Origin of the sequence: Streptomyces sp. XH2 (genome assembly GCF_049725035.1) — a bacterium.
Lineage (GTDB): Bacteria > Actinomycetota > Actinomycetes > Streptomycetales > Streptomycetaceae > Streptomyces > Streptomyces roseoverticillatus.
In genome coordinates this window covers 499,414-515,124 of the sequence record NZ_JBMMMZ010000002.1, presented here as the reverse complement: position 1 = coordinate 515,124, position 15,711 = coordinate 499,414, and the positions used below count along the sequence as shown (strand labels likewise).

Here is a 15,711-nt window from a genome sequence, read left to right as displayed (position 1 = left end):
ACGCGGTACGGTGTGCGGCATGGAGATCTGGATCAATCCCGCCTGTTCGAAGTGCCGCAGCGCCCTCGGCCTGCTCGACGCCGAAGGAGCCGGGTACACCGTGCGCCGCTATCTGGAGGACGTCCCCGGCGAGGACGAGCTCCGCGCGCTGCTCGGCCGGCTCGGCCTGGAGCCGTGGGACATCACGCGCACCCAGGAGGCGGCGGCGAAGGAGCTCGGCGTGAAGGACTGGCCGCGCGACGCGGGCTCCCGCGAGCAGTGGATCAAGGCCCTGGCGGAGCACCCCAAGCTCATCCAGCGGCCGATCATCACCGCTGACGACGGCACGGCAGTGGTGGCGCGTACGGAGGAGGCCGTACGGGAGGCCCTGGCGCGGTCGCAGCCCGGCGGGTGAGAAGAGGGCTCACGACAGAGCCGGTGGGAGGGCCCTGTCGACAGAGCCGGTGAGAGGGCCGGCGGCAGGCATCCCGGACAGGGCAAGGCGTCCGGACACCGCAGGCATCCGGAGGGCAAGGCATCCGGCCGCGGAAGGCATCCGGCCTCCCCCGGCGGTATAACGGGTGGTGTGGCATGCCGCTCCGCAGAGGAGGGGCCATGAAACCCGGCTACCTGCCCATCGAGGACCACGGGATCATCGGCGACCTGCACACCGTGGCGCTCGTCGGGGTGGACGGCACGATCGACTGGTGCTGCCTGCCCCGCTTCGACGCGCCCTCCGTCTTCGGGTCCCTGCTCGACGCCGACCGCGGCGGGTCGTTCTCCGTCACGGTGCGCGACGCGGAGCGCACCAAGCAGATGTACATGCCCGACTCGAACGTCCTGCTCACCCGGTTCCTCGGCCAGGAGTCGGTGGCCGAGCTGTACGACTTCATGGTGCCCGACCACCCGTCCTGCCCGGCCTCGGGCATCCGCCAGATCGTGCGGGAGGTGCGCGTGCTGCGCGGCCGCGCCGTGATCGACGTGTGCTGCCGGCCCGCCTTCGACTACGGCCGCGCCCCGCACACGGTCACCCCGGTGCAGGGCGCGGGCGCCGTCTTCGCGGGCCCGGCGGGCTTCCTCGTACTGCGCTCGTCCGTGCCGCTGACGCCCGGCGACGGCGGCGCCGCGTGCGCGACGGTGACGCTGGAGCCCGGCCAGTCCCTGGAGCTCGCCGTGCAGTGGGACGGGGCGGGGGCCGTGCGGGAGGGCGTGGTGCGCCCGCTCGACTGCGCGGAGGCCACCCGCCTGCTGGACAAGACGCTGCAGTACTGGGACGGCTGGCTGCGGCAGTCGCAGTACCGCGGCCGCTACCGCGAGACGGTGGAACGCTCGGCGCTGGCCCTGAAGCTGCTGGTCTACCAGCCCACCGGCGCCCTGGTCGCCGCGGCGACCACCTCCCTGCCCGAGGCCCCGGGCGGCGGCCGCAACTGGGACTACCGCTACACGTGGGTCCGCGACGCCGCCTTCACGCTCTACGCGCTGATGCGGCTGGGCTTCACGGAGGAGGCCGCCGCGTTCATCGACTGGCTCCACCAGCGCTGCGCGCAGGCCCCGCCCGGCGCCGGGCTGCAGGTGCTGTACGGCATCGACGGCCGCCCCGACCTGCCCGAGACGGTCCTGGAGCACCTCTGCGGCTACAACGGCGCGCGCCCGGTCCGGATCGGCAACGCCGCCGCCGGCCAGACCCAGCTCGACATCCACGGCGAGCTCATGGACTCCGTCTACCTGTACAACAAACACGCCGAGCCGATCTCCTACGAGCTGTGGGAGGCGCTCGCCCGCCAGCTCGACTGGCTGCAGAAGAACTGGGAGGAGCCCGACGACGGGATCTGGGAGACCCGCGGCGGCCGGCAGCGCTTCACGTACTCCGCGCTGATGACCTGGGTCGCCTTCGAGCGGGCCATGCGCATCGCGCGCCACCGCGGCATGCCGGCCCCCGTCGAGCAGTGGCGGGACACGGCCGCGGCCGCGTACCGGTTCGTGCAGGACCGCTGCTGGTCGCCGGAGCTCGGCGCGTACTGCCAGTACCCGGACGGCCCGACGCTGGACGCCTCGCTGCTGGTGATGCCGCTGGTGAAGTTCTCCGGGCCCAAGGACCCGCGGTTCCTGTCCACGGTGCGGCGGATCGAGGAGGAGCTGGTCAGCGACAGTCTGGTGCACCGCTACCGGACCGACGGCAGCGACGGGCTGGACGGCGGCGAGGGAACGTTCAACCTGTGCTCGTTCTGGTACGTCGAGGCGCTCGCCCGCTCCGGGCGGATCGGCGAGGCCCGCTACGTCTTCGAGAAGATGATCACGCATGCGAACCACCTCGGCCTCTACGCCGAGGAGATCGGGCCCGCGGGCGAGGCGCTCGGCAACTTCCCGCAGGCGTTCACCCACCTCGCGCTGATCAGCGCCGCCACGAACCTGGACCGCGCCCTGGCCACGCACCACGGGCCGACGGCGCGGCACTGGCGCGTCGGCTGCCACGGCGAGCGGCCCTGAGCCCTGAGAGCCGCCGTCTCCGCCGTACGCCTGTCAGATGCCCGTCAGGCGCTCCTGCAGGGCCTTGGGGTCGGCCCTCCACTCCCGTCCGACCTGAGCGGCGAACGCGTCCGGGAAGATGTCCTCCTCGCCCGCCTCCAGGCCGTCGAGCGTGGCGGCGGCCACTTCGGCCACGGACGCCCGGGGGAAATCCCCGAACGCGGGCTCGTTGCGGGCCACGTAGTCGAGCATGTCGGTGTCGACGGGCCCCGGGAAGACGGCGTGGACGGTGATGCCGCGCGGGCGGAGGTCCGCCCGTACGGCTTGGGTCATCAGGTGCAGCGCGGCCTTCGAGGCCGGATATCCGCCGAGCGACGGCGTGCCCGCGAAGGCGCCGACGCTGATGACGTTGGCGACGGCACCGCCGCCGTTGCGCTCCAGGACGGGCACGAAGGCCCGGAGGACGCGCAGGGTGCCCAGGTAGTTGGTGCGCATGACGTCCTCGACGGCGCCGAGGTCCATGTCGAGGAGGTGGCCGACCGCGTGCGTGCCGGCGTTGTTGACGAGCAGGTTGACGTCGGGGGCCGCTTTCGCCGCGGCTTCGACGGTCGCGGGCGCGGTGAGGTCCAACTCCAGCGGAACCACTCGGTCCGGGGCTTCGGCCACGACCGGTTCCAGGGTCGCCGGATTCCGCGCGGCAGCGTGCACGCGCCGGGCGCCGCGCGCCAGGAAGGCGGAGACGAGCGCCCGGCCGATGCCGCGGTTGGCGCCGGTCACGAGCACGGTGGAGCCGTCGATGCGCACAGGAGCGTTCCCTTCCGGAGAACCGTTTCCGGAGAACCGTTCACCTCAGCGGGAGGCCGAACAGCTCTTCCAGCTTCTTCACCGTCTCCGCGGGTCCGGCGTCCAGGACGGTGGTCATGCCGAGGTCCTGGGCGGGCGGCAGGTTGCGGGCCGAGTCGTCCACGAAGACGCAGGCCTCGGCGGGCAGGTTCAGCTTCTTCAGAATGAGCGGGTAGATCCCGGGCTCCGGCTTGCGGACGCCGTGGTCGCCCGACAGCACCACGGCGTCGTACAGGGTGCCGAAGCCGTAGCCCCGGTAGGGGTCGTAGGGACCGGAGCCGAGGCTGTTGGACAGGATGCCCACCTTCACGCCCGCGCGGCGGGCCGCCTGGCCCGCCGCGAGCATCAGGGGCTCGGGGCGGAGGTCGGCGAGGACCCGTCCGATCAGGTTCTCGGGGGCGACGCCGAGCAGCGCGGCGGTGCGTTCGTTCCACTCCGGCTGGCCGATCCGGCCGAGCTCCAGCTGCGCGTAGATCTCGCGCCCTTCCGGGTCCGTGGAGATGACCTGGAGGAACGCGTCGGGGGCGAGGCCCTCGCGCAGGCAGAAGGCCCGGGTGCAGTCGGCGATCGGGGTGGTCAGGACGCCGCCGAAATCGAGCACGAGACCCTGGTGCAGGGGCGGGGGCATGAGAACTCCTCACGGTGGGTCGGTCACCGCACCTCTTCCACTCTTCCAACGCACTCAACGACTCATGCGCGGTCGCGACACGAAGTCGTCTTCCCGCGTAGGGGAATTGATCACCGTAAGGATGTCGGGAAGTAACAGGGGCTGATGTGATGTTGCTATGCCGAACCTCAAGCCCGCGCTCACGATCACGCTCGCCGCCGTCGCGTTCGCCGCCGCGGTACCGCAGACGGCCGCCCGGGCCGCCACGACCGCCGACGTTCCGGAATTGAAGGTGCTGACGTACAACACGTTCCTGATGAGCAAGAACCTGTATCCCAACTGGGGGCAGGACCACCGCGCCCGGGAAATACCCGCCGCCGGATTCTTCCGGGGAAACGACGTCGTCGTCCTGCAGGAGGCGTTCGACAACGGCGCCTCCGACGCGCTGAAAGCGAACGCGGCCGGCTCGTACCCGTACCAGACGCCGGTCGTCGGCCGCAGCAAGGACGGCTGGGACGCCACGAGCGGGAACTACTCCTCCACCACTCCGGAGGACGGCGGGGTGACGGTGCTCAGCAAGTGGCCGATCGTCCGCAAGGAACAGGTCATATTCAAGGACGCGTGCGGCGCGGACTGGTGGTCCAACAAGGGTTTCGCCTACGTGGTGCTGAACGTGAACGGCGCGAAGGTGCACGTGGTCGGCACGCACGCGCAGTCGACCGACAGCGGCTGCGCGGCGGGCGAGGCGGCGGCCGACCGCGCGAAGCAGTTCCGTCAGATCGGCGCCTTCCTGGACGCGAAGAACATTCCCGCGAACGAGCAGGTCATGGTCGCCGGCGACCTGAATGTGGACGCGCACGGCAGCGAATACGCGGCCATGCTCGAAAACGCCGGTCTCGCACCGGCGACGGAGCGCACCGGCCACCCGTACTCCTTCGACACGAAGGAGAACTCGATCGCGGCCTACCGCTATCCGGCGGACGGCCGCGAGGACCTCGACTACGTCCTGCACCGCAACGGTCACGCCCGCCCGGCGTCCTGGAAGAACACGGTCGTCAAGGAGACGTCCGCACCGTGGACGGTCTCCAGCTGGGGCAAGGACTACACCTACACCAACCTCAGCGACCACTACCCGGTCGTCGCGGGGAATTCCTGAACGGGCCGGCGCGGACGGGCGGCGCGTCCCGTTGTCAGTGGGGGGTGCCAGGATTCTTCCTACGCGGGTCGCCGAACGGGGGACGGCCCTTCAGCGAGGGGGATCCATGGTGCCGTCGATGCCGCCCATCACCGTCAACACCGAGTCCGGTGAGGTCCGTTCGCACGTCAGCGGCGAGGAGCTGGCGGGGATCATCGCCCGGCTGGGCGGGGAGGGGGACCGGTTCGCGGTCGTCGAGCGGGCGGAGGGCGCCGAAGGCGGGGGCGACCACTACATCCAGACCTGGCACGAGGGCGACGGGCCGTACGAGGTGGAGTACCGCGAGGGCACGGCCGAGCAGCACTTCGGGGTGCGGATGGAGAGTGCCGGCGAGGTGACGGCCGTGTTCGTGGCGTGGGCGCGCGGCGAGGAGGGGTGGGCGGACGGGTACGCGTGGGAGCGGGTCCGGTTTCCGGCGGAGGATCCGGAGGAGGAGCCCGATCCCGTCCTGGATCCGGAGCTGCTCGCGGAGGCGGAGGCGGAGGCCGGCCGGATGATCCGGTGCGGGTTCGGCACGGCCGGGGAGATCGCCGGGGCCGTCTCCGACCACTTCCACGCCGACGGCGGCACCCCGCTCTCGGTGCCGGCTGCCCGCCGGATCGTGCGCCGCCTGTGGCGCGAGCGGCTGGCCGAGCAGGAGGGCTGGCCCGAGGTGACCGACGCGGACCGGGTCGCGGCGGCGTTCGCGGCGCTGAACGGCAGCGGTGTCACGGCCCGGATGCACTTCGCCTGCTGCGGCAACTGCGCCTTCGCGGAGATCGGCGGCGAGGCCGCCGAGGGCGACCACGGCTTCGTGTTCTTCTACCACGACGACACCCGGCACGCCGCCGACGGAGGTGGCCTCCTGCTGACCTACGGCGCTCACGGGAAGGACATGGAGGACGGCGAGGACGGCGGCGAGGAGAAGGAGAAGGAGGCTGCCGCCGCCGTGGGGCGGGAGGTCGTTGCCGCGCTCACCACGGCCGGTCTGTCCGTGAAGTGGGACGGTGATCCGGACCGGGCGATACGGGTCGAGCCGCTGGAGTGGCGCAGGCGGCTGCCTGCGGCGTGATCGCCGCGCGGGGGCGGTCCGACCGCCCCCGTTTTCCGGAGTCGATTGCTCCGCATTTTCCGGGCCCCTCACGGGTGGCGGGCGTCACGCCAAGGATGCGTATCCGTCTGCACCCGGAGTCTGCTGTCCCGTCGCAGGTCATGCTTCAATAGGGGCATGGCCAGCTTCCAGAACACCGCGACGGGTCGCTTCGACCTCGAGCCCTTCTGGCCTTCCCGTCAGCACGACGACTTCGACCGAGTGTGTTGCCGCGCGACTTCCGCGCAGGCCCTCTCCTCCCGCTGACCCCCACGTCGAAGTCAGCCGCCGGTCCCCGGTCCCGGCCAACGGCCCCGCGCACATGCACGACCCCTCGACGGTCTCTCGCGCGAAAGAGCTGAGCTCTCCATGACGAACCTCCGTACCCTCACCGTGCCCGCCCCGTCCGCCACGGCCACCGCCACGGCCGCGTCCGCCGCCCCGCACGCCACGGCGCGTCCCCCGCACGCCGCCCACCCCTCGCATACCGCGCACCGCCACCGGCTCCGGGCCGTCTCGCCGGACGAGGTGCCGCCGGTCGCCGAGCTGCTGCACTCCGGCGCGGCCACCTGGATGCCGGCGCCCCAGCACACCGTGCCGTCGCTGCCCGGCCAGCCGCCGATGATCGGCTATCTGGTGCTCGTCCCGGCGGAGCAGCAGGCCCCCGAGGCCACGCCCGCCGCCACCCACGGGGACGCGCTGGTGAGCATCGACCCCGAGCAGCGCACGGCCAGCGTGGCCGGGCGCCGGCTCGACCTCACGTACCTGGAGTTCGAGCTGCTGGCCCACCTGGTCGCGCACCCCCACCGGGTGCACACGCGCGACCAGTTGGTGACGACCGTGTGGGGCTACGGTCACGTGGGCGACGGCCGGACCGTGGACGTCCACGTGGCCCGGCTGCGCCGCAAGATGGGCGCCGAGCACCGCGCGTCGATCGTGACCGTCCGCCGGGTCGGCTACAAGTACGCGCCGCCGGCCGGCTACTGATCCCTGCCCGAGACCCCCGGGGATCCCCGAGATCGCCGTGATCCCCGGAATCCCCGAAATCGCCGTGAACGCCGAGGTCGGAGGGTGGGGCTAGGTACACCATGGCCGGGGCGGCACCCCCCGTGACGATCATGACGTGATCGTCCAGACTGGTTCCCGGGCCCGAGGGGCGGGCCCGGGAGCTCGGCACCAGGGGGAACACCGGATGAGGAAGATCAGCGGCGCACTGCTGACGGCGGCGCGCGGCCTGTGGCTGGCGATCTTCGGCATGGCGACGTCGATCCTGCTGTTCGTACTGACCGTGCTCTCGATCGCGTTCACGCTGCTGGGGATCGGCCTGTTCACCACTCCCCCGGCCGTGGGGGCCGTCCGGGCCCACGCCTCCCTGCGCCGCCGCCAGGCGAAGCGGTGGGCGAGCGTGGAGATCCCCGAGCCGTACCGTCCGCTTCCCGCCCGCCGGCCCGGCCTCGCGGGGCAGGTGGAGCGCTGCACCGCCCTGCTGAAGGACCCCGCGACCTGGCGCGACCTGCTGTGGCTGCTGGTGGACGCGACGGCCGGCACGGTGCTGTCGCTGCTCGCCCCCGCCCTCGTCCTCTACCTGCCGTGGGGGATCGTGCTGGCCCTCGGCGTCTGGGAACCGATCGACCGGGCCGGCGGAGGCCTCTGGTACACCTTCGTCCACATCACCGACCAGTCCTCCGCGAACCTGGCGGCCGCGCTCGGCCTGGTCTGGGGCGTCGTGGGCACGTTCGCCGCCCGGCCCCTGCTGCGCACGGACTTCCTGCTGGCCAGGCAGCTGCTCGCGCCCGGCCCGGCCACGGCCCGCGAGCTGGAGCTGGCCCGGCGCGTGGACCGGCTCACCGAGTCCCGGCACGACGCGGTGGACGACTCCGCGGCCGAGCTGCGCCGCATCGAGCGCGACCTGCACGACGGGGCGCAGGCCCGCCTGGTCGCCATGGGCATGAGCCTGGGCACGATCGAGGCGCTGATCGAGAAGGACCCGGCCCGCGCCAAGAAGCTCGTCGCCGCGGCCCGCGCCGATTCCGCCGAGGCCCTGACCGAGCTGCGCGACCTGGTGCGGGGCATCCACCCGCCGGTGCTCGCCGAGCGCGGCCTGGGCGACGCCCTGCGGGCCCTGGCGCTGCGGATGCCGCTGCCCGTCGAGGTGGACGTCGAGCTGGCGGGGCGGGCGGAGGAGCCGGTCGAGACGGCGGCGTACTTCGCGGTGAGCGAGGTGCTCACCAATGCCGCCAAGCACTCGGGGGCCCGGCAGGTGTGGCTCGACGTGCACCACGCGGAGGGCATGCTGCGGATCGCCGTGACGGACGACGGCCGCGGCGGGGCGGGCGCCCCGGCCGGCGGCACGGCCGGGGCGGGTCGTCCGGCGGGCTCCGGGCTCGCCGGCATCGAGCGGCGCATCGGCACGCTGGACGGCGTCCTGGCCGTGAGCAGCCCCGTGGGCGGTCCCACCATGATCACGATGGAGATCCCCTGCGCTTTGCGCTGACGCTCGCGTCGGCGACGATGAGGGCGCCCCCCACCTGAACCGCAGACGCTGGAGTGCCCGTTGCGCGTTGTGCTCGCCGAAGACCTGTTCCTGCTGAGGGACGGCCTGGTCCGGCTGCTGGAGGCGTACGACTTCGAGATCGCGGCGGCGGTGGAGAGCGGCCCCGAACTGTCCCGGGCCCTCGCCGAGCTGCGGCCGGACGTGGCGGTGGTGGACGTGCGGCTGCCGCCGTCGTTCACCGACGAGGGCCTGCAGTGCGCGCTCGCCGCGCGGCGGGAGACGCCGGGCCTGCCGGTGCTGGTGCTGTCCCAGCACGTGGAGCAGCTGTACGCGCGGGAGCTGCTCGCGGACGGCAGCGGGGGCGTCGGCTATCTGCTGAAGGACCGGGTCTTCGACGCCGACCAGTTCGTGGACGCGGTCCGCAGGGTCGCGGCGGGCGGCACGGCCATGGATCCGCAGGTCATCTCGCAGCTGCTGTCGCGGCGGGCGCAGGACCGGCCGATGGGCCGGCTGACGCCGCGCGAGCGGGAGGTGATCGAGCTGATGGCCCAGGGCCGGTCGAACGCGGCGATCGCCGCGCAGCTGCGCGTGACCGAGCGGGCGGTGGCGAAGCACACGTCGAACATCTTCGGGAAGCTCGGTCTGCCGCCGTCCGACGACGACAACCGCCGCGTCCTCGCGGTGCTGGCGTATCTCGACCGTGGCTGACCGGTCTCGGCCGGGGCTGACCGGCTCCCGGCCGGAGCCGACCGGCCCACTCGCCCCCGGGCCGGGGCTGAACGCCGAGCGCGCCCCATTGCTCCCTCTGGTGACGCCGGTTAACGTGCGCCGCGCACGCGTCCGTTGTCGCATTCAGCACAGTGGAGAGCGCCATGACCGATCAGCCGACCCGTCAGCCGACCGATCAGCCGGGCCCGTCGAGACGCCTGCTGCTGGGGACCGCCGGTGCGCTCGGAGCCGGAGCCGCCCTCGCCTCCCACGCGCCGCCCGCCCGGGCCGCGGCCCGCCCGTCCTTCGACACCGCCCCCGCCGCGGCGGCCCTCGTGCGGCTGCTGGGCAGGGGCCATGCGGAGCAGTTCCGGCTGACCGCGCTCGCGGCCGCCGGGGACGAGGACCGCTTCGAGGTGACCGGCCGCACGGGGCGGATCGAGGTCGCCGGTACGAGTCCGGCCGTGCTGCTGACGGGGGTGCACTGGTACCTCAGGTACACGTGCGGGGCGCACATCACCTGGGGCGCGCGCCACGTGGACCTGCCGCGCGGCCTGCCCGCCCCGGCCCGCCCGCTGAAACGATCCACCAGGCTCCGGCACCGCTTCGCCCTCAACGACACCAACGACGGCTACACCTTCCCGTACGCCGACTGGCCCTACTGGGAACGGATGATCGACGTCCTGGCCCTGCACGGCTGCAACGAGGTCCTCGTCATAAGCGGGCACGAGGCGGTCTACCAGCGTGTCCTCCTCGACTTCGGCTACAGCGACGCCGAGGCCCGCGGCTGGCTGCCCGCCCCCTCCCACCAGCCGTGGTGGCTCCTGCAGAACCTCAGCGGCTACGGCGGCCCGCTCGGCCAGAAGCTCATCGACTCCCGCGCCGCCCTCGGCGCCCGGATCACCGCGCGGCTGCGCGAGCTGGGCATGGCGCCCGTGCTCCCGGGCTACTACGGCTCCGTGCCGGAAGGCTTCACCGCGCGGAACCCCGATGCCCGCGTCGTCCCGCAGGGCACCTGGCACGGCTTCCGGCGCCCGGACTGGCTGGACCCGCGCTCCGGCGCGTTCGCCCGCGTCGCCGCCTCCTTCTACGGGCACCAGGCCCGTCTCCTCGGCCCTGCCCGGCACTTCAAGATGGACCTGCTGCACGAGGGCGGCACCGCGGGTGACGTGCCCGTCGCGGCCGCCGCCCGGGCCGTCGAGCAGGCCCTGCGCACCGCGCACCCGGAGGCGACGTGGGTGATCCTCGGCTGGGAGGACAACCCGCTGCCCGAGCTGCTCGGCGCCGTCGACCGCCGGCGGATGCTGATCGTCGACGGCGTCTCCGACCGCTTCTCGCGCGTCCCCGACCGGGAGAGGGACTGGGGCGGCACCCCGTACGCGTTCGGCAGCATCCCCAACTACGGCGGGCGCACCACGCTCGGCGCCAAGACGCACGTGTGGGAGGAGAGGTTCTTCGCCTGGCGCGACAAGCCGGGCAGCGCCCTGGCGGGCACGGCGTACATGCCCGAGGGCGCCGACCGCGACCCCGCCGCCTTCGCGTACTTCTCCGAGCTGGCGTGGCTGGAGGGCGCGCCGGACCGGGCCCGGTGGTTCGGCGCCTACGCGGACTTCCGCTACGGCCGTGCGGACAAGGCGGCGCGGGAGGCGTGGACCGTGCTGGGCGACACCGCGTACCGGCAGAACGCCCCCGAGCGCAGCGACCCGCACGACAGCCTCTTCGCCGCCCGCCCGGCCCTCGGGGCGGACCGCGCCGCCGAGTACGCGCCGAGCGCCCCCGCCTACGACCCCGTCCGCTTCGACGCCGCCCTCGGCGGGCTGCTCGGCGTCGCGCCGGGCCTGCGCGGCGCGGACACCTACCGCTACGACCTGGTCGACGTGGCCCGGCAGACCGTCGCCCACCGCAGCCGGGTGCTCCTCCCCCAGCTCAAGGAGGCGTACGCGCGCAAGGACCGCGCCGCCTTCCGCGCGCTGTCCGCGCTGTGGCTGAAGCTGATGCGGCTCGCCGACGACATCGCGGGCACGCACAGGGCGTTCATGCTCGGCCCCTGGACCGCGGCCGCCCGGTCGATGGGCTCCGACGCGGACGAGGCCGCCGAGCTGGAGCGCACCGCGCGCGTGCTCATCACCGTGTGGGGCGACCGGAGCACGTCCGACGGCGGCAAGCTGCACGACTACGGGAGCCGCGACTGGCACGGCCTCGTCGGCGACTTCTACCTGCCGCGCTGGCGGCGCCGGCTGGAGGAGCTGGAGGACGCGCTGCGGGCCGGGCGGGCGCCGCGGGCCGTGGACTGGTTCACGATAGAGGAGTTCTGGACGCGCGAGCGCACCGAGCACCCGGTGCGGCCGGTGGGCGACCCGTACCGCACGGCGGTGCGCGTGCGGGACACGCTGGCCGCCGCGCCCTACCAGGGGGCGCTCGCGACCGTGCTCGACCCGGTGGCCGTCGCGCCGGGCGGCACGGCGGCCCTCTCCGCCTCGCTCACGAACGTCAACGGCTTCCGCGCCACGGGCCGCGTCGACCTCGCCGTCTCGGGTCTGCCCGCCGAGGCGCAGGGCCCCACGTCGGTGCCGCAACTGCAGCCCGGCGCCACGGCGTCGGCCCGCTGGCGCGTCACCGCCCCCGCGGGGCCCCTGGAACGGCCGCTGCAGCCGCTGCCGTACGAGGTGAGCGCGCGCTACGGGCCGCAGGGCGAGGAGCCGGTGCGGGCCGTACGGGCGGGAACGCTGTTCCTGGCCGGGCCGCTGTCCGCCGGCTGGCGGACGGTCACCAACAACGCCGCGGTCTTCGGGCAGTTGGGCGAGGACCGCTTCGGGATCGACGGCTCCGGCGACGACCTGTGGAAGCGGACCGAGGAGTTCGGCGCGGTGTACCGGGAGGGCGCGCTGGGAGCCGGCGCGGCCGTCGGCGTGCGGGTCCTGAGCCAGACCGACACGAACAGCTGGGCCCGCGCGGGCATCATCGCGCGGAACGCTCTCGGCACGCGGGGGTCCGCGGGGGCGGTGAACCTCGCGCTGACGCCCGGGCAGGGCGTCGTCCTGTCGTACGACGCGAACGGCGACGGCTCGTTCGACGCCTACCGGCAGGTGGCCGGCGTCCGCGCTCCGGTCTCCCTGCGGCTGACGCGCACGGGCCCCGGCCTGTTCGCCGCGGAGTACTCCACGGACGGCACGACGTGGCTCCCGGTCGCCACGGCGAGGGTGCCGGGAGCGGCTCCCGTCCAGGACGTGGGCCTGTTCCTGACCGCGGGGAACGACGGTACCGGGGCGCGGGGGCTGGCTCAGTTTGCCGACTGGTCGGTACGGGGGTAGGCCGGTGCGGCGCCGCCGGACTCCACCGTCGTGGTGGCGCGCCGTCGCGGCGGGGTTTTCGCCGGGCGAGCAGCCGAAAGGCCCGGCCTCTCCTGGTGCGGGGCCCCGCGGGCGCGGGCTTCGACTCTGTTGGGCACAATAACGGTAGATAAACGGCAAATATCTGATCAATTTCAGACACGCTGTGCGCTACAGACACAGGAGACGCCCGCATGCCGCAGTTCGACGCCTCGACCATCATCAACCTCCGTGACCTCGGAGGCATCGCGCTGACCGGCGACTCCGCCGTCCGCCCCGGCCTGCTGCTGCGCTCGGGCCAGCTCGACCGGCTCGACCCCGCCACCGACCCGGCGGTCGCCGCCCTCGGCATCCACACGGTCGTCGACCTGCGTACCGAGCACGAGCGGGACGAGCGGCCCGACCAGGTCCCGGACGGCGCCCGGCTGATCGTCGCGGACGTGATGGCCGACAGCGCGGCGGCCCGCGCCGCCGCCTCGGGCGACGGCGTGCCGGCCAGGCTCGACTCCGTGCTGGGCAGCCCCGCCCTCGCCGAGGAGCACCTGGGCGGCGGCAAGGCCGAGAAGCTGCTCTGCGACTCGTACCGCTCCTTCGTCACCTCGGAGTCGGCCTGTTCCGCCTACGGCCGCCTGCTGTCCGCGCTCGCCGAGCCGGACTGCGGCCCGCTGCTGTTCCACTGCACGGCGGGCAAGGACCGCACGGGCTGGGCGGCCGCCGTGATCCTGCTGCTCCTGGGCGCGGACGAGGAGGCGGTCCGCGCCGAGTACCTCGCGGTGAACCCGGCGGTGCGGGCCGCCTTCGCCCCGCTCAGCGACCGGTTCACCGCGGCGGGCGGCGACCCGGAGATCGCCGACGCGATCCTCGGGGTGCGCTCGGCGTACCTGACGGCGGCGCTGGAGGAGATGGAGCGCACCTACGGCGGGGTGAAGGCGTACGTCCGCGACGGCCTCGGCATCCCCGACGACGCCGTCGACCGCATCCGGGCGCGCTGCACCGCCTGACGCACGGGCGGAGCAGGGGGCGCGGAGGGGTGAGGTGACCATCTCACCATTCACTCGTTCTATGGATCGTGGAGCAGCAAGCGACAGCCCCCCGCCCCCTCCCCGCCCCCGTCGACGTCGAGCAGGCCGAGGCCGCGCTCATCGAGCACTACCCGCGCCTGGTGCGCCTCGGGTACCTCGTCCTGCCGCCGTCACTGGGCCGCAACCGCCGCGTGCTGACCGCGCACGCCCTCGCCCAGCGCGCCCTGCCGCGCAACCGCGTCGCGGCGGACGAACAGGCCGGGCTCCCGGTGCCGGCGCCGCGCGGGCCGGGCGGCGCCCCCGCCGACCCCGGCTACGCCTATGTGCGGCTGCGGGTGCTGCGGTCGGCGCTGGAGGCCGGCCGGCCGCGCGGGCGCTGGCAGTTGCCGCGCCCGGGCCAGCTGCCGCCGCTGCTGCCGCAGGTGTGGGGGCTGCGGCTGTTCCCCCGCTCGGGCGGTGCCGACGAGCTCGCCCTGGACCAGGCACTGGCCGCCCTGTCCGGCCCCGGCCGGGCGGCGTACGTGCTGCGCGCCCTGGAGCTGCCCGCGGACCGTGACGTCCGGCAGGTGCTGGCCGCGGCGGGCGTCGAGGACCCGGGGGCGGCGGTGCTCGAAGCGGCCGGGCTGCGCACCCCGGCGGGCAGCCGGGACGCCTCGCTGCTGGATTCGATGGAGTTCGACCCCTGCTCCCTGCAGGCCCGGCCCACGGACCTGATGCGCCGCCGGCACCACACGCGGGCGGCGCTGGCGGCCGCCGCGGCGGCCGCGGTGTGCGGGATCCTCGTCGCCCTGCCGGGCAACGGCTGGGGCCCGGACGGCGCCGCCGCCCCGCCCTACGCGCAGAACGCCGCCGCGCAGCAGGCCCTCGACCCCGCCAAGTTGACGAAGGCGGCGCCCGGCGCCTGGAAGAGCGCGGACCGCCCCGGCTTCGCCGCGTGGCCCGCCCGCGGCAACCGCCTCGGCGACGAGGAGCTGCTGCACCGCGCGCTCGCCGTGTGGGCGCGCCCCGGCCGTTCGGTCCAGGTCACGGCCACCCCCGGCACCCCGTCCGGGCCGGCGGCCGGCCCGCCCCAGCTGCTGTTCGCGGGCGAGGTCGGCCAGGCCGCGGTGGTGCTGCTCCACGACGGCCTGCGCGTCGTGCGCTACGCCGAGTCGAAGGACGGCGACACCGGCGCCGCGGCCCTGGACTTCGCCCGGACGGACGCCGCGGACGCCGGCACCGCGACGGCCGTCGTCGTGGGCCGCGCCGACAACAACGTCCGCTATCTGACCGCCCCTTGGGTCGACGGGGTCTCCGTGCGCGACCTCCTCAAGCCCGGCGACGCCCCGATCCCGCTGCGCCGCGACGCCGACGGCGTGACCGACCCGACGCCCAGCCCCGCCCCCGGCAACGACTGCAACGGCTGGCCCGCCCTGCAGATGGGCGACCGCCTCGTCACCGACCTCGGCGAGCTGACCCCCGCCCTCCTCACCGCGGGCACTCCCGCCGCCCCCCGCGACGTGAGCGGCGACCGCGGCCGGGCCGGCTGGGCCCACGCCGCCTGTCACCTGCAGACCATGCGGGGCCAGGGCGTGCGCTCGGTCAACGCCTGGCCGTTCGCGGCGCAGCAGCTGCCCGGCGGGGCCGGCACCGCCGAGTGGACGTGCACCCGCGCCGAGACGTGGCGCGGCGCGGGCAGCCGGGCACTGGCCCTGTTCCAGCCGCCGGGCACGCGGGCCGGGGCGCCGGCCACCGTCGTGGCCCGCGCCGAGTCCTCCCCCGCCTGCGGGGCCCGCGACCCGCACGTCCTCGCGGGCGTCCTGTGGAAGGCGGCGAGCGGCACGTGGTACGCCCTGGCGGCCGGCGGCGGCGACGTCCGGTCCATCACGGCCACGGGCGGCGTCCACGGCACCGCCGCCGGCGACCGGCTGGCCGTCCCGGCCAAGGCCGGGGCCCAGGCCGAGCTCAGCGCCCGCCTCGCCGACGGAACGCGGATTTCCACTCTGCGGTAGCACCGCTC

Annotated in this window: 12 protein-coding genes; 10 read left to right on the top strand and 2 right to left on the bottom strand. The window is 74.2% G+C overall.

Translation table 11 applies throughout. The features are described from left to right. Positions 1-19: 19 nt before the first annotated feature. Both ACOTKD_RS05930 and ACOTKD_RS05925 read left to right on the top strand, forming a co-directional pair. The gene (locus ACOTKD_RS05930; protein WP_424887792.1) at positions 20-394 is read left to right on the top strand and encodes an ArsC/Spx/MgsR family protein; all 375 of its coding nucleotides are present in this window, start codon (positions 20-22) and stop codon (positions 392-394) included. Between the two features lie 200 nt (positions 395-594). Continuing rightward, entirely contained in the window at positions 595-2,466 is a 1,872-nt protein-coding gene (locus tag ACOTKD_RS05925; RefSeq protein WP_424887791.1) for a glycoside hydrolase family 15 protein, read from the top strand. Between the two features lie 33 nt (positions 2,467-2,499). On the opposite strand, the gene ACOTKD_RS05920 is transcribed toward ACOTKD_RS05925, so the two are convergent. Together ACOTKD_RS05920 and ACOTKD_RS05915 are read right to left on the bottom strand one after the other, a co-directional pair. Continuing rightward, positions 2,500-3,249 (bottom strand): SDR family oxidoreductase, encoded by a 750-nt coding sequence (locus tag ACOTKD_RS05920; protein ID WP_424887790.1) that lies wholly within the window; start codon positions 3,247-3,249, stop codon positions 2,500-2,502. Between the two features lie 40 nt (positions 3,250-3,289). Then, positions 3,290-3,916: an HAD-IA family hydrolase gene (locus ACOTKD_RS05915; protein WP_424887789.1), complete on the bottom strand. Its 627-nt coding sequence runs from the start codon at positions 3,914-3,916 to the stop codon at positions 3,290-3,292. 157 nt (positions 3,917-4,073) lie between these two features. Between ACOTKD_RS05915 and sph the strand changes: the two genes are divergently transcribed. From sph to ACOTKD_RS05875, 8 genes are all read left to right on the top strand, one after another. After that, positions 4,074-5,051, top strand: coding sequence for a sphingomyelin phosphodiesterase (gene sph, locus ACOTKD_RS05910; protein ID WP_424887788.1), 978 nt, complete (start codon positions 4,074-4,076; stop codon positions 5,049-5,051). A 118-nt stretch (positions 5,052-5,169) separates the two neighbouring features. Further along, positions 5,170-6,141, top strand: a complete 972-nt coding sequence (locus ACOTKD_RS05905; protein ID WP_424887787.1) for a DUF6891 domain-containing protein — start codon at positions 5,170-5,172, stop codon at positions 6,139-6,141. A gap of 387 nt (positions 6,142-6,528) precedes the next feature. Beyond that, the gene (locus ACOTKD_RS05900; protein WP_424887786.1) at positions 6,529-7,146 is read left to right on the top strand and encodes a winged helix-turn-helix domain-containing protein; all 618 of its coding nucleotides are present in this window, start codon (positions 6,529-6,531) and stop codon (positions 7,144-7,146) included. Between the two features lie 205 nt (positions 7,147-7,351). Next, entirely contained in the window at positions 7,352-8,653 is a 1,302-nt protein-coding gene (locus ACOTKD_RS05895; protein ID WP_424887785.1) for a sensor histidine kinase, read from the top strand. Between the two features lie 60 nt (positions 8,654-8,713). Continuing rightward, positions 8,714-9,361: a LuxR C-terminal-related transcriptional regulator gene (locus tag ACOTKD_RS05890; RefSeq protein WP_424887784.1), complete on the top strand. Its 648-nt coding sequence runs from the start codon at positions 8,714-8,716 to the stop codon at positions 9,359-9,361. A gap of 164 nt (positions 9,362-9,525) precedes the next feature. Further along, complete coding sequence (locus tag ACOTKD_RS05885) at positions 9,526-12,672, top strand: alpha-N-acetylglucosaminidase TIM-barrel domain-containing protein (RefSeq protein WP_424887783.1); 3,147 nt, start codon at positions 9,526-9,528, stop codon at positions 12,670-12,672. A gap of 212 nt (positions 12,673-12,884) precedes the next feature. Beyond that, complete coding sequence (locus tag ACOTKD_RS05880; RefSeq protein WP_424887782.1) at positions 12,885-13,691, top strand: tyrosine-protein phosphatase; 807 nt, start codon at positions 12,885-12,887, stop codon at positions 13,689-13,691. A gap of 68 nt (positions 13,692-13,759) precedes the next feature. Next, positions 13,760-15,703: a hypothetical protein gene (locus tag ACOTKD_RS05875; protein ID WP_424887781.1), complete on the top strand. Its 1,944-nt coding sequence runs from the start codon at positions 13,760-13,762 to the stop codon at positions 15,701-15,703. Positions 15,704-15,711: the final 8 nt, after the last annotated feature.

What these genes read in the sequence shown, in the direction of transcription:
- ACOTKD_RS05930 (WP_424887792.1), top strand. Translation starts at nt 20, where the DNA reads ATGGAGATCTGGATCAATCCCGCCTGTTCGAAGTGCCGCAGCGCCCTC.
- ACOTKD_RS05925 (WP_424887791.1), top strand. Translation starts at nt 595, where the DNA reads ATGAAACCCGGCTACCTGCCCATCGAGGACCACGGGATCATCGGCGAC.
- ACOTKD_RS05915 (WP_424887789.1), bottom strand. Translation starts at nt 3,916, where the DNA reads ATGCCCCCGCCCCTGCACCAGGGTCTCGTGCTCGATTTCGGCGGCGTC.
- sph (WP_424887788.1), top strand. Translation starts at nt 4,074, where the DNA reads ATGCCGAACCTCAAGCCCGCGCTCACGATCACGCTCGCCGCCGTCGCG.
- ACOTKD_RS05905 (WP_424887787.1), top strand. Translation starts at nt 5,170, where the DNA reads ATGCCGCCCATCACCGTCAACACCGAGTCCGGTGAGGTCCGTTCGCAC.
- ACOTKD_RS05900 (WP_424887786.1), top strand. Translation starts at nt 6,529, where the DNA reads ATGACGAACCTCCGTACCCTCACCGTGCCCGCCCCGTCCGCCACGGCC.
- ACOTKD_RS05895 (WP_424887785.1), top strand. Translation starts at nt 7,352, where the DNA reads ATGAGGAAGATCAGCGGCGCACTGCTGACGGCGGCGCGCGGCCTGTGG.
- ACOTKD_RS05885 (WP_424887783.1), top strand. Translation starts at nt 9,526, where the DNA reads ATGACCGATCAGCCGACCCGTCAGCCGACCGATCAGCCGGGCCCGTCG.
- ACOTKD_RS05880 (WP_424887782.1), top strand. Translation starts at nt 12,885, where the DNA reads ATGCCGCAGTTCGACGCCTCGACCATCATCAACCTCCGTGACCTCGGA.